This window comes from Streptomyces sioyaensis (assembly GCF_004122735.1).
GTDB lineage: Bacteria > Actinomycetota > Actinomycetes > Streptomycetales > Streptomycetaceae > Streptomyces > Streptomyces sioyaensis.
On record NZ_SDIF01000040.1, the window covers coordinates 20,106 to 34,041 of the forward strand.

A 13,936-nucleotide genomic window follows, 5' to 3' on the forward strand; every position below is an offset into this window, starting at 1 on the left:
GAGTCGTGAAAGGGAGTGGGTGCGGCACGTGCTCAGCGGACCGTCGCGGCCGACGGGGTGCCGAACAGCTCCCCGGACGGTGTGGACCGGTCGAGCACGAGCGGGCGCCCCGGCTCGGCGCCCGCCTCGGCGAGCGCCCCCACAAGCCGGCCGAGCGCCCGCTCGACCTCGTCCCTGCCGCCCTCGTGCGCGGACTCCACGGTGAGCAGGAGCCGGTGGCGTCCGACGTCGGTCTTGACCACGTCGCCCTGCCGCCAGTTCCAGCGCCGCGAATGGGCGCGCCCTCGGCCGTCGGCGTAGACGACCTCACCCGGGTCGGGATGCTCCGGCGCGTCGGGCGCGCCGAGCGGCACGAAGACCTCGGCCCCGTGCGCGAGCCGCACCTCCAGCTCGCCCTCGATGTCGCCCACGTCGCAGGACGCCACCGGAAGCCGGCTGTCGAGCGACACCGCGTTGCAGAGGTCCACCAGGGAGTTGATCCGCGGCAGCCGGTCGCCCTTGGCCACCCGGCGCAGGACCGACTCGGCGGCGCAGGGGAAACGGTTCGGGTTGACGTCGACCGTACGGTAGGCGTCGCGCCAGGCGGCGATCGACGGCAACGCGGAGACGTCCGCCTTGCTGAGACCGGCCGCATGCAGTGCGTCCTCGGCGGCGGTGAGCCGCGCGGCCACCTCCGGGGCATCCCGGACGACGTCGACGGCCGGTACCGCCACCAGACCGAGCACGTAGCCGGCCACGCGCTCCGTCAGCCGCGCGTCGATGGTGACGGTGAGGGGGCGGTCGCCGCCGCGGGTGCTGAGGATGCTCTCCATGGACGTGTGTTCCTTCGATTCCGTGCCTGTGTCCGGGCGGACCGCTGATGACGGGTCCGACAGTAAGGAGCGGGCAGGAGCCCGGCTGTGGCCAATTTCCGTCAATTTCGGGAGGCCACTTCCGGCCGCCGGTGCATCCGCTCAGCGGGCGGCGCCCTCCACCGCGCGCAACGCTCCTTCGCCGGCGACGGCGCCGGCCCCGGCCCCGGCCCCGGCGAGGAAGTTCCCGAAGAGCCGCATCCCGTCCTCCGTCATCACGCTCTCCGGATGGAACTGCACCCCTTCGACGGCGTACGTCCGGTGTCGCACGCCCATGACGTAACCGTCGTCCCGCGACGTCGCCGTCACCGCCAGCTCGGCCGGCGGTTCGGTGACGATCAGCGAGTGGTAGCGGGTGACCGTCAGCGGTCGTGCGGCGCCCGCGAACACGCCGTGTCCGTCGTGCTCGACCTGGCTCGTCTTGCCGTGCATCAGCCGCTCGGCGACGGCGATCCGCGCCCCGTACGCGAGACCGATGGCCTGGTGCCCGAGGCAGACGCCGAGCAGTGGCACCCGCCCGGCGAAGGCGTGCACCAGCTCGACGTGCCCCGAATCCGCCGGGTGCCCCGGACCGGGTCCCAGGACCACCGCGTCGGGACCGGACGCCACCAGCCGCTCCACCGAGCGGGTGCCAGAACGCACCACCTCGGTCTCGGCGCCGAGGCTCAGCAGGTACTGGTCGATGATGTGACTGAAACTGTCGTACGCGTCGACGAGGAGGACCTTCACTTCAGCAGCTCCTCACCGGTCAGCGCCCAGTAGGCGGCGCTCATTTTGGCCAGCGTCTCCCGCCACTCGGATGGGGGTACGGAGTCGGCAACCAGACCCGCCGACGCCTGCGTGCTGTACCGGACCCCGTCGTGGACGGCGGTACGGATGCACAGGGCGAGCACCGCGAAGCCGCGGACGTCGACCAGGCCGAGAGCCCCGGCGTAGATGCCGCGCGGGTGGTCCTCGATATCGTTGATGATCTCCATGGCGCGCAGCTTCGGCGCACCGGTCATGGTGCCCGCGGGGAACGTCGCGCAGATCGCCGCCCACACATCGGTACCGCTCATGACCTGGCCCGATACGGTCGACACCAGGTGATGGACGTACGCAAAGGGTTCGACCTCCATCATCGTGTCGACGGAGAGGGTGCCGGGTCGGCAGACCCGCCCGATGTCGTTGCGGCACAGATCGACCAGCATGACGTGTTCGGCTTGTTCCTTGGCGCTCTCCCGCAGCTCCACCACCCGGCGGGCGTCCTCGTCCGGTGCGGTCGCCCGGGGCACCGTGCCGGCGATGGGACGCATGGAGATGGTGTCGTCCTGGATGCGCACGAACAGCTCGGGGCTCGCACCGATCACGGACCGGCCCGCCCACGGCACGAGGTACATGTAGGGCGACGGATTGCGGTGGCGCAGTCGCCGGTACACCTGAAGGGGCGTCAACTCGGTCTCGACATCGATCCGATGACCTATCTGGATCTGATAGCTGTCGCCGATCCCGATGTGGTGCAGGCACCGCTCGGCGCGCTCGACGAATGTCGCCTCGTCCACGGTGTCGCGCACGGACAGCGGCGCCGGCGCCTCCGGCACCGCGGCGTTCGGCCCGCCCTGGGCGCGCACCGCATCGACCACGGAGCGCAACGGGGCCTGGCCCGATGCCACCGGCAGCTGCGGTCCGTGAGCGGCCAGATAACGGACTCCGCCGTTCTTCAGGTCGTACCAGACCGTGTCCTTGAAGAGGGTGAGCGTGCAGCGCGGCAGTTCCGACTCGGCCTTCTGGGCCGGGAGTTCCTCCATCGCCCAGGCCGCTTCGTACGACAGCGTGACGAGGAAGCCGAAGGCGAAGGTGCCCGTGGGCACGTCGGTGTCGACATCGAACAGGCCCTGGACGGAGCGCAGGATCCGCCAGACGGAACCGGGCTCGCGCACGCCCCACCGCCTGGTGTCACCGGCCGCGCCGATCACCGTCCCCGGCTCCCCGACGGCCGCCGAGAGCGCGGCCGCAAGACGGTCGCCCAATTCCCCGGGGGCCACGAGTTCCACCCGGTCGGCGTGGACGCGCAACTCGGCGAGGCGCCCGCAGCCGACGGCGGCGTAATGCCGGTCCTGGTCGGGGCCGTCCAGGCTTTCGAAGAGGTAGACGTCGTCCTGGCCTCGGTTGCGGGCAAGGGCTTCGTAGAGGCTCAGCGCATCGACGGACGGAAGGTCTTCGGAGACCACCCGGACCGGGACGGTCGCGCCCCCTCCGGGCCGAACCAACTCATCTTTGTACAGCGGTAATTCTGACAGCAAGGACACGTCGAAAGCCTTTCTGATCCAACCGGACCGTAGGGGCTTCGAGGAATGAACAAGCACGTCAACGGCGTGCCGAAGAAACGGCCCCGCACGTCACGCATGACCGGCCGCCATCGGCCGGACTCCCCCGCGCCACCCCAGGTCGCCGGGCTCCCCCTGGCGACGAATGTGTGTGCGAGGCAACTTCATCAAATGTGAGAATGCCGGCGCCATACCACTTCGATCACCGAGCGGGAGACCACTTTGCCCCTGCAGCTCGCCCTCACCGTGGACCGCACATCGCGACTTCCACTGGCCGTTCAGATACGTAACTCACTGCGCGAATTAGTTGAGGACGGAACTTTGCGGCCGGGTGCCCGAATTCCGTCCAGCCGCCAACTCGCCCTCGATATCCGGGTCTCCCGCAGTGTCGTGGTGGAGGCTTATGAACAGCTCTCGGCCGAGGGGTACCTGGAGTCCAGACACGGTTCGGGCACCGCGGTCTCCGCGCACGCCCATGCCCCGGACCTCACCTCCACGCTTGTGCCGCCCGATCGGGAACCCACCCCCGAGGCCATGTGGGACCTGCGCACCGGCACCTCCAACGTCGTGGACTTCCCCCGCCACGAGTGGATCCGCTGCGTCACCGCCGTCGTCGCCGACGCGAGCCACCAGGAGCTCGGCTACTCCCCGCCGGCCGGGGTCCCGCTGACCCGGCGGGTGTTGACCAGCTATCTCGGCCGGGTACGTGGCGTGCGCAGCCGCCCCGAGGACCTCATGATCACCTCTGGTTTCGCCCAGGGCCTGGCGCTGATCTGCAAAGTGCTGCTCGACCGGGGACATACCACACTTGCGGTGGAAGACCCGGGGCACCCGGGCGAGCGCGAGTTCATCACCAGTTCGGGCCTGCGCCCGATCGGCATTCCCGTGGACGACGACGGCCTGCGCGTGGACCTCCTTGAGGAGAGCGGCGTACGCGCCGTCCTGCTGACCCCGGCCAACCAGTTCCCGACCGGCGCCCGGCTGAGCCAGGCCCGCCGCGAACGCCTCATCGCCTGGGCCCGCGAGGTCGACGGCTACATCCTTGAGGACGACTTCAACAGCGCCTTCCTGCACCGCTCCGACCGGCTCCCCGCCCTGCAGAGCCTTGCCCCGGACCGGGTGGTGTACGCGGGCAGCGCCAGCAAGACGCTGGCCCCCGCCCTGCGTCTGGGCTGGCTCACGGCCCCCTCGGAGCTGATGGCCTCGATCGAGCACGTCCGCGCGGGCTGGGACATCGGCTGCTCCGGCCTGGAACAGCTGGCTCTGGCGCGTTTCATCGACTCCGGCGCCCTCGACCGCCACCAGCGCCAGTTACGCAAGGAGTTCCACCGCCGCCGCCAGACCATCCGCCACCAGTTGGAGACCTGCCTGCCCGGCACCCGCCTCACCGGACGTGACAGCGGCCTCCAGGCGTACCTCCAGCTCCCCGCCCACATAGCGGAACAGCCCCTGATCCGCGCCGCCCGCCAATACTCCGTCCTGGCCCGCGGCGGACGCTTCTACACCATGACGGACACCTCCCGTCCACCCGCCCTGGTGATCAGCTATGCGACGGTGGACTGTACGGGCCTGGCACAAAGCCTGCTGGCCCTCGGGAAGGCCTACCGGGAAATGCCTGGGTGAGTCGGGGGACGACGAGGGGACGTCCCGGCGAGCGCCCGCCGACGAGGCACCTACGGGCAGGAGCGAGCCGGGTCAGCTCAGCAATCCAGCCCGCCGGGAAGTCAGCGGGCTGCTGCAACGCCTGAATGAACGCCGACAACGACTCCAGGAGCCGGCCGAGCCCCGACGGCGCTCCTCATGCGCTCCCCCCACCGAGGCGCCGGACATCAATCTGACGCGCCATGAGCCAGGCATGCAAAAGACCAGGTCAGAATGGCCCTGACCTGGTCTTCAATGGAGCCGCCTTCGGGATTCGAACCCGAGACCTACGCATTACGAGGTCGAAAGCATTCATGCCACGTGGTGCCGCACAATGCCTTCTCGTGGTGTTTCGCCTGATCAGAGCACGTGCACCGGGTTACCCCGTAGTACCTCAGGCTGCCCCGTCCAAAGGCGTCTGTCCACCGGCTGTCCACCGGCAAAGCTGCGGTCGGGCCGCCAGACGGCCGCCGAGAAAATTTCGGTTACAGGCAGTACATGCTCGGGCCGCTCGACATGCCATCTGTTGTGATCCTACAAGTCGACGAGCCCTCCCGACCCTTACGGGGAACAACACCGGCAGTGACAGCAGCAACGTCGCGTCACTTCTTCATGCGGGGCGACAGCGTTCCTATGATCCTGCGGCGGCATCACGGGCACTGGTTCCTTTGCCGTGTCGTCGAGCGTCACCAGACGTTGGAGATCAGCGGTCACCACACGGTAGGCGTTGCCCAGTTTCAGCACCTTGCACGGGTACTCACCCCGCTTCGCAAGACCGTAGCCAGTAGACCTCCCTATCGAGAGGACTCTGTTCGCCGTCTGTAGGTCCACCGTGGGTGGCAAGGCCATCAGGTCTTCACGGGTGAGGGCCGCGCCGCCGATCGCCTCGAGTCGCTCAGTCACCGCACCCTCCCCATGTCCCGGGTTGAAACCCGCAGCGTCTCACGCCCCTGGCTGATCACTAGCGTCATCCATACGCACGCGGAAAGAACCTCCAATAACAAGAGATTCACCCGTACGAGTGATCGCAACCGGTTGTGATCGCCTGGCGCAAAGCAGACTCAGCGACATCAGGGACCATTGCTCGGATGTTCCCGGCGGGGCATGCCAGCCGCCGGGGGTACTGGACTGGAAGGTGCAGTTGAATCCGTGCGGGCCCTGTTCGCAGCAGGGGAAGAAGATCGGGCCGCTGCCACACGCGCGCCGTTCATGTCCGGGCTCTGAAGCTCTTGCCGCCAGTCCTCGAACTGTGCGCGGACGCCGTCGCCCCGGGCCTGATCCACCCCGTGCACCAGGAACTGCCGATCGCTGAATCGACCGACACCAGCCAGCATCTGAGCCAGAACAGCCCTGTCGAAGCCTGCATCCCGCTGAGCTGCAAGTTCGATCAGCCGTTCCCGCGAGCACCCAGCCTGGATGAGGGCGTCGACGTCGATGAAGTCACGGACCTCGGCCCGGGAGAACAGGGCTTCCATCTTGCCGGCCGCCACATCGTCCCGATGCAGCACCTGCCCCCATTCGGTCGCCACAGGCGGTCGCTGGAGGAACTCTGCTGCCAACTCGACCTTGTTTTCATGCCCGCTCACCGGGAACGCGATCCGCGGAACCCCGGATCGCCCGGTCACGGCTCCAGTACGATCGACGAGCGCGCGGACTCGACGGTGTACACGGTGACCACCTTGACGGCGTCCACTCCGCACAGCCGGGTTCCGCTGCAGCCTCGTTCCCGGCAGCGACTCGCACACGGGGAAAGCAGGGCCGGGACAACCCATGACGTACGACATCGCGGCCCCGGAACCGGCGGGCATGATCGCCTCGCTCAGTTCCCTGGGTTACTCCCTCCCTGCGGCCATCGCCGACCTCGTGGACAACAGTGTCTCCGCGAACGCACGGAACGTCGACGTCGAGTTCACGTGGGCCGGACCGGATTCGTGGGTCGCGGTCGTCGACGACGGCAACGGCATGGACGCCGGTGAACTGGCCACGGCGATGACAGTGGCCGCGCGGGGGCCCTCCACGCCACGGAGCCCCACCGACCTGGGACGGTTCGGCGTCGGCTTGAAGTCCGCGTCGTTCTCCCAGGCCAGACAGCTCACCGTCGCCACCGCCAGGTCGGGGGAGTGGCACGTGCGTACGTGGGATCTCGACATCGTCGAGAAGTTCGGCGAGTGGCGTCTCCTCCATGGTGCGGACGACGAGACGACCGAGCTGCTGACCAGGATCAGGGGCACCGCGGGCCACGGGACGATCGTGTTGTGGCGGCGCCTGAACGGGTACCGCGTGGACGGCGTGACGGAGGACGACGAGCAGACCCAGAAGCAGTTCTACGCTGAGGTGGACCGCGTCGGGGCACACCTGGGAATGGTGTTCGCACGCTTCCTGGTCGGCAGCCGACGGTGCGTCATCCGTGTGTCCGGTGACGTCGTCGAGCCGTGGGACCCGTTCCTGTCGGGTCATCCCTCCGTGCTGCCTCTGCCTCCCGAAACCCTCGTGCTGGGCTCCGGGCGCGTAAGGGTCGAGGGGTTCGTGTTGCCGAGCGTCCAGCGTCTGACCGACGAGGAGTACGAGAAGGCCGCGGGCCCACGTGGGTGGCTGGACCAGCAGGGGTTCTACGTCTATCGCCGGGACCGGCTGATCCTGGCCGGTGACTGGCTCGGGCAGAAGGGCCTACGCCGCGAGGAGAAGTACAACCTGGCGCGGATCGCCGTGGAGATCCCCGCGGAGACGGACGTTGAATGGGGAGTCGACGTCCGCAAGTCCAGCGTCGTTCCGCCCGTCGGTCTGCGCCCCCACCTCCGCCGCATCGCCCTGCGCGCACGCGGGCAGGCCGCCGACGTGCTCCGGCATCGCGGGCAGATCGCCGCACGCACCCACGGCGACCCGTTCGCCTATGCCTGGAAGGTCGGACGCCGGGACGACCAGGTCACTTGTCGGATCAACCGTGAACACCCTCTCGTGGCGGCGCTGTTGCGGCGCGGCGGCGAGGCACGGGACGTGCGAGCCCTGATCCACCTGCTGGAGGAGACGGTGCCCGTCACCGCGTTACGGGTCCTGCACGAGACGGACACCGTCGACGATCCGGAACCCTTCGGCGGTCCCGGACCGGCCGACGCCAAGGCGGCCGAGGTCGCACAGCGGATTTACGAGGTGATGATCCTCGACGGCCGGTCTCCCGCCGCAGCCCGGGAGCGGTTGAGGACGATGCCTCCCTTCGACCAGATGCAGGGGTTCTGGAACACGTGACCCCGTTGTCAGTGGTCGCCTCTACCCTGCTCGATACCTTTTCAGTCCACCCGGAGGTCCGTTGTGAACCCCGTCCCCGAGGAAGTCGACGAGTCCCTCGCCAAGGCGAAGCGCCTGGTCCTGGCGATGTTCTCTCAGGACCGTCAGCCGTCTCCCAAGGAGGTGGACAACGCGGTCACCGTCATCTTCGGGATGCTGGCCGGCCAGGGAGAGGTGCTGGACAGGGACAGGCTCGCCAAGGAGATCGAACAGGTCACGGCGGTCTTCCAGGAGGGGTCCTCCGGCTTGGACGACGGGGACACGACGAAACATGAACCCTGGCTGCCGGAGGCCAAGAACGACCGTGAGTGGGAGTTCTGGGAGCGCTACCGCCGCTATCTGGAGGACGTGCGCAACCTGCCGCCCGCGGTCGTGCGCCGCTTGGACCAGAGCACCGACGAGGTACTCAGCCAGCTCGAGGACCCCCAACGTGAGGGTTCCTGGCGCCGGACGGGGCTCGTGATCGGGCAGGTGCAGTCTGGGAAGACCGGGCAGTACATCGGGCTCGCCTCGAAGGCCGTGGACGCGGGGTACCAGCTCGTGGTGATCCTCGCCGGCATTCACAACGACCTGCGCAGCCAGACCCAGCTCCGTGTCGACGAGGGTCTGCTCGGCTTCGACTCCCAGCACCAGCAGCGGTCCAACGAGGCGGGCAGCCGTATGGGCGCCGGACGCATGCCGGGGGCCAAGCGGCTGGACATCGCCTCACCCACCAACAGCTCGGAGAAGGGCGACTTCGGTCGCTCCGCGGCCAACGCCTTCAACTCCGTGCGCCTGGGCCACTTCCCGGTCGTCCTCGTGGTCAAGAAGCACTGGAAGATCCTTGAGTACCTGCGCAACTGGGTCAAGGAAGTGAAGGGCACCGAGGACGAGACCGGCCGCACCGTCATCCGTGACATCCCCCTGTTCGTCATCGACGACGAGGCCGACAACGCCTCCGTCAACACGAAGCGCGACCCCGAGGCCGACCCGACCCGGACCAACGGCGCGATCCGGGAGCTCATGCGGACCTTCGACAAGTCCGCGTACGTCGGGTACACGGCGACACCGTTCGCCAACATCTACATCGACCCCGACGTCGAGCACCCGACCTTCGGCGCGGACCTCTTTCCCGACAGCTTCATCCGCGCCCTCCCCTCCCCGTCCAACTACCTCGGCCCGGAACGCGTCTTCGGCCTCCAAGTCGACGACGAGGACGAGGAGGACGTCGCCCCGTTGCCGCTCCTGCGGTCCGTGAACGACGCCGAGCGTTGGATCCCGAGCAAGCACAAGTCCTCGTTCGTCCCCTCCGATGACCTTCCGCTGTCGCTGCGCGAGGCGATCGCCTCGTTCGTGCTCGCGTGTGCGGCCAGGAAGGCCAGGGGACAGGCGCGGATGCACAACTCCATGCTGGTACACGTCACACGGTTCACTGCGGTCCAGCGGATCGTCCATGACCAGGTGTTCGACTACCTGGGCTTCCTCAAGGACTCCCTGCGTGACCGCCACGGGCAGGCTTCCCAGCAGACGACAGCCGAGTTCCGGACCCTCTGGGAGCGGGACTTCGTCCCCACCACCGACCAGTTCCCCACGGGCGAGGTCGAGCCGCTGAGCTGGGAGGAGGTCTCCGAACACGTCCAGTCGGCTCTGCGCAAGATCGTGGTCAGGACTGTCAACGGCGCGTCCCGGGACGCGCTCGAGTACTACGAGCACCGCAGGAACGGTTTCTGGGTGATCGCCATCGGTGGTCAGAAGCTCTCCCGGGGGCTCACCCTTGAGGGGTTGACCGTCAGCTACTACCTCCGGACGTCCAACACCTACGACACGCTGCTCCAGATGGGCCGTTGGTTCGGCTACAGGCCCGGCTACGAGGACCTGTGCCGGCTGTACACGACCCCGGCGCTTCAGGCCAAGTACGTCGAGGTGACTGCCGCGACCGACGAACTGCGGCGTGAAGTCGAGGAGATGGCGGCGCTCGACCTCACACCGAGCCAGTTCGGGTTCAAGGTCCGCGCCTCCTCCCTCGGCCTCACCATCACCGCTCCGAACAAGATGCGCCAGGGCACTCCGGTCAGGTTGAGCTATTCCGGGGAAGGGCCCGAGACGACGCTCTTCAATCTCTCCAAGAGGGTGCGTGAGAACAACCTGAGGCTCTTGGAGGACCTCGTCCGGCGCATGGACAGCACTTCGGCACCGGAGCCCGAGGCCCCGGGCGGGAGCGTGATTTGGACCGGAGTGCCCCGCGAGGCCGTCTCGGAGTTCCTTTCGAAGTACGTCACCGACTCGATGGCTGCACGGGTGCGGCCGCGGTTCATCGCGAAGTACATCGACAAGTGCGCCAACGTGAACGAGCTGTCCGAATGGACGGTGCGTCTGGTCGGAAAGGCGGCGACGGAGGAGACACAGGAAGTCGCCAACCGGAAGATCGGCCCCGTGTCCAGGGCTCCGATCAACGACCCCGGGTACAAGACCGACGGGCGCTACATTATCCGCCGTCTCGTCAGCCCCAAGGATGAACGGACCGGCCTCGACCCCGACCAGGTGAGCACAGCCCTGGAAAACACGCAGAAGGCCGCGGAGAAGAAGAAGAAGGTGAAGGTCCCCCGGGCTCCCTCCGGTGAGCACCTGCGCCACCAGCGCCGTCCGGACCAGGCACTGCTGCTGATCTACCTGGTCGACCTCGCGGAGCGGGAGATCTCCGCGCAGCACCCCCCGCTCGTGGGTTTCCAGGTGAACTTCCCCCGCTCCGAGCACCAGGCGGAGACCGAGTACGTCGTGAACAGCATCTGGAAGCAGGAGGGGCTGGACGACGACGTCGACGACGAGGAGGACTCGGAGTGACCGTCACCGAGGAGGAATGGCAGGAACTGGAGGTTCCGCAGGGCGCTCCGGGACGGTCCAGGCTCCGGCTGCACCCGGAGGCGCCGTTGGACGTCTTCCTGTCGGTCACCCATCCCGGGCACCAACGGATGCTCGTGCTCCGAACCGACGCACACTCGGCGGACCACATCGTGCGCTCGGTGGGAAAGCTGCCGAAGGCGGCCGGCTTCGAGATGCACCTCAGCGCCGTGTCCCGCCTTGAGTACGAACTTCAGGTGATCCTCACCGCGAACGAGCTCAGGGAGGTGTTCAACCCGCTCGTCAGTGACGTGGCGGACACCGTCCGGAGCGCCCCGGAGGCCGCGGCCGCCCTGACCGCGGCCGTCGACCGGTTCGAGAGGTGGCAGGACCTCCTGCGTGCAGTCAGCAGGGACGGCCTGGGGCCCGAGGCACGTCGCGGCCTGGTCGGTGAGCTCTTGGTGCTACGTGATCACCTTCTTTCCGTCCTCGACCCCACCGAGGCCGTGGAGGCGTGGACCGGACCGAGTGGAGCGAACCAGGACTTCCAGATGCCCGGGGTCGCGATCGAGACGAAGGCCAGCACGACCAAACGCCCGCGGGGAATCCGCGTCACCAGCGAGCGGCAGCTGGACGACACCGGCACCCCCGCCCTCCTCCTGGCACTCACCCTGCTCGACGAGCGACGAGGCGGCACCGGGGCGAGCCTGAACAGGCTGGTGAATGAGATACGGGAGCGGCTCATCAGCCCCGCCGTACGAGCCCGCCTCGACGGACGCCTCATCCAGGTCGGGTACCTGCCCGGCCAGCACGAGCTGTACGACGAGCCCCGCTACACCCTCCGTGACCTGCGTTTCTGGCATGTTCGGGAGGATTTCCCGAGAATTGTCGAGTCTGACCTCCCCGACGGCGTCGGGGACTGCTCGTACCACGTGAGCACCTCCGGCCTCGACCGCTTCCGTGCCACCGCCGACGAGGTGACCGAACTCATCAAGGGGCCCCATGCCTGACCTCGACCTGTCCGCGTACTCCCGCGACCTCGTCGCGGACGTCCAGGCGACCGCTGACGCCGAGCGGACCACGACCCCGGAGGCGTTCACCCGCAAGGTCCTCGACGACCTGGAAGAAGCCGGTATCGCGGCCAACACCTTCACCGCGTACCACATGGCACACGGCCATCTCGTGCACGGATACGGTGTGGGTGAGTCGGGCGAGTGCCTGGACCTGTTCGTCACGGACTTCCACCTGGACCCCCTGGAGTCCAAGCTCTCGAAGAGCGACACCGAGACCGCCTTCCGACGGCTCCTCACCTTCATCAGGCGCTGTCGCGACGGACTACGGCGGGACATCGACCCGTCTTTCGACGTCTACGACATGTGCACGGCCGTCGAGAAGGCCCTCACCGAGGTGAGGCGCATCAGGCTCTTCCTCCTCAGTAACCGTGTCAGCACCGGCGCCGCGGTCCCGCCCACCGACTTCGACGACCTCCCCGTGACCCACGAGGTGTGGGACCTGGCGCGGCTCCACCGGCACGCGACGTCCGGCAGCGTCAGCGAACCGATCGTGGTCTCGTTCGACCCACCGCTGCCCTGTGTCTCCGCCCCGAGCAGCGATCCGGATCACTCGGTGACCATGGCCGTCGTCCCCGGCCAGCGGCTGGCGTCGCTGTACGGCGAGTACGGGCCCCGGTTGCTCGAACTGAACGTCCGCTCGTTCCTGCAGGCGCGCGGTGCCGTGAACCGCGGTATCAGGGACACCCTGCTCAACGCCCCGGGAAAGTTCCTGGCCTACAACAACGGGATCACGGCGACGGCGGCGAAGGTGGAGTTCGTCCACGGGCCGGACGGTCGCCCCACCGGCATATCCCGTGTCCACGGGATGCAGGTGGTCAACGGAGGCCAGACCACCGCGTCCCTGCACTATGCGGAGTGCCGGGACAAGGCGGACCTGTCGAACGTCTCAGTGCAGATGAAGCTCACCGAGGTGTCGCCCGAGCGACTTCCGGAGATCGTCCCCCTGATCTCCGAGTACTCCAACACACAGAACCGGGTGACGCTCGTCGACTTCAGCTCGAACCACGTTTACCACGTGGCCGTCCAACAGATCACCCGGTCACTTTGGGCTCCGGCCACGGACGGAAGCGGCCAGGAGACTCACTGGTTCTACGAACGTGCACGCGGCCAGTACACCGACGCGGTGGCACAGGCCCGGACTCCTGCGAGACAACGCGCCTTCAAGACGCTCAACCCGCCGCGACTGAAGTTCACCAAGGCTGACCTCGCCAAGTACGTCAACTCCTGGAACCAGCTCCCGTTCCAGGTGAGCAGGGGAGCACAGAAGAACTTCTCCGCATTCATGGTGCGGATCAACGAGGTGCCTCCACACGTCAACGTGCAGTACTGCCAACGCGCCATCGCGATGGGCGTCCTATTTAGGGCCGTGGACCGCGTGGCGGCGTCCCACGAGGCCGGCAGCTACAAGAGCATGATCACGACCTACACGCTCGCCCGTCTGTCCCTCGCCACCAACTGCCGGATCGACCTCGACCGTATCTGGCGGGAGCAGACGATCTCGCCGGCGCTTGAAACCGCCATCGACGACCTCTGCCCACGGGTGATGAGGGTCGTCACCTCGCCACGTGAGGGCACTCACGTGGGCGAGTGGGCCAAGAAGGTCGCATGTTGGGACGCCGTGTCCAAGATCCGCTGGGTGGTGCCCCGTTCGCTGGAGGAGGAGCTGCGCGAGGACCCGTTGGACGAGGAGGCCCTCGCGGGAGGAACCGGCGTGCGCGAGGGCGCCTCCGACGAGGTGGCGGCGGTCCCCGCGGACGAGTGGTACGCCGTCGAGCAATGGGCGAAGGAGACTCGCAACCTCGAGCCCTCGCAACGACAGCTCGCCGAGTTCGTCGGCAGACGTCTGGAGTTGGGCCAAGAGATCCCCGAGCCGCAGGCGGTCCAGGCGCTGCACGTGCGCAACGAAGCCCTGTCGCTCGGGTTCACCCCGAGTCCGTAGCGTCGCACGGCCACCGCCATGCGACGG

At 67.9% G+C, this 13,936-nt stretch carries 10 protein-coding genes; 5 read left to right on the forward strand and 5 right to left on the reverse strand.

All coding sequences use genetic code 11. The features are described from left to right. Nucleotides 1-32 precede the first annotated feature (32 nt). From EST54_RS16200 to EST54_RS16210, 3 genes are all read right to left on the reverse strand, one after another. Nucleotides 33-812 (reverse strand): B3/B4 domain-containing protein, encoded by a 780-nt coding sequence (locus EST54_RS16200; protein WP_129248339.1) that lies wholly within the window; start codon nucleotides 810-812, stop codon nucleotides 33-35. Between the two features lie 141 nt (nucleotides 813-953). Next, complete coding sequence (locus EST54_RS16205) at nucleotides 954-1,580, reverse strand: anthranilate synthase component II (protein WP_129248340.1); 627 nt, start codon at nucleotides 1,578-1,580, stop codon at nucleotides 954-956. Further along, nucleotides 1,577-3,100 carry an anthranilate synthase component I family protein gene (locus EST54_RS16210; protein ID WP_239013152.1) on the reverse strand — a complete coding sequence of 508 codons (1,524 nt, stop codon included), beginning with the start codon at nucleotides 3,098-3,100 and terminating at the stop codon, nucleotides 1,577-1,579. The genes EST54_RS16205 and EST54_RS16210 overlap by 4 nt, the downstream gene beginning before the upstream one ends. A gap of 303 nt (nucleotides 3,101-3,403) precedes the next feature. Between EST54_RS16210 and pdxR the strand changes: the two genes are divergently transcribed. Then, nucleotides 3,404-4,780, forward strand: a complete 1,377-nt coding sequence (gene pdxR, locus EST54_RS16215) for a MocR-like pyridoxine biosynthesis transcription factor PdxR (RefSeq protein ID WP_275543270.1) — start codon at nucleotides 3,404-3,406, stop codon at nucleotides 4,778-4,780. Between the two features lie 579 nt (nucleotides 4,781-5,359). Here the strand turns inward: pdxR and EST54_RS36035 are convergent. Together EST54_RS36035 and EST54_RS16225 are read right to left on the reverse strand one after the other, a co-directional pair. Then, on the reverse strand, nucleotides 5,360-5,647 hold the full coding sequence (locus EST54_RS36035) for an integrase (RefSeq protein WP_307825515.1): 288 nt from the start codon (nucleotides 5,645-5,647) through the stop codon (nucleotides 5,360-5,362). A 221-nt stretch (nucleotides 5,648-5,868) separates the two neighbouring features. After that, entirely contained in the window at nucleotides 5,869-6,423 is a 555-nt protein-coding gene (locus tag EST54_RS16225) for a nucleotidyl transferase AbiEii/AbiGii toxin family protein (protein WP_244942535.1), read from the reverse strand. A gap of 145 nt (nucleotides 6,424-6,568) precedes the next feature. Between EST54_RS16225 and EST54_RS16230 the strand changes: the two genes are divergently transcribed. The 4 genes from EST54_RS16230 (at nucleotide 6,569) to EST54_RS16245 (ending at nucleotide 13,909) form a co-directional block, all read left to right on the forward strand. After that, on the forward strand, nucleotides 6,569-8,041 hold the full coding sequence (locus EST54_RS16230; RefSeq protein WP_129248342.1) for an ATP-binding protein: 1,473 nt from the start codon (nucleotides 6,569-6,571) through the stop codon (nucleotides 8,039-8,041). A 63-nt stretch (nucleotides 8,042-8,104) separates the two neighbouring features. Then, complete coding sequence (locus EST54_RS16235) at nucleotides 8,105-10,900, forward strand: Z1 domain-containing protein (protein WP_244942536.1); 2,796 nt, start codon at nucleotides 8,105-8,107, stop codon at nucleotides 10,898-10,900. Then, on the forward strand, nucleotides 10,897-11,907 hold the full coding sequence (locus tag EST54_RS16240) for a PD-(D/E)XK motif protein (RefSeq protein WP_129248343.1): 1,011 nt from the start codon (nucleotides 10,897-10,899) through the stop codon (nucleotides 11,905-11,907). The genes EST54_RS16235 and EST54_RS16240 overlap by 4 nt, the downstream gene beginning before the upstream one ends. Continuing rightward, entirely contained in the window at nucleotides 11,900-13,909 is a 2,010-nt protein-coding gene (locus EST54_RS16245) for an AIPR family protein (RefSeq protein WP_129248344.1), read from the forward strand. The genes EST54_RS16240 and EST54_RS16245 overlap by 8 nt, the downstream gene beginning before the upstream one ends. Nucleotides 13,910-13,936: the final 27 nt, after the last annotated feature.

Bases quoted from the DNA above. Each gene is read 5' to 3' on its own strand.
- EST54_RS16200 (WP_129248339.1), bottom strand. From the start codon at position 812: ATGGAGAGCATCCTCAGCACCCGCGGCGGCGACCGCCCCCTCACCGTC.
- EST54_RS36035 (WP_307825515.1), bottom strand. From the start codon at position 5,647: ATGGCCTTGCCACCCACGGTGGACCTACAGACGGCGAACAGAGTCCTC.
- EST54_RS16230 (WP_129248342.1), top strand. From the start codon at position 6,569: ATGACGTACGACATCGCGGCCCCGGAACCGGCGGGCATGATCGCCTCG.
- EST54_RS16245 (WP_129248344.1), top strand. From the start codon at position 11,900: ATGCCTGACCTCGACCTGTCCGCGTACTCCCGCGACCTCGTCGCGGAC.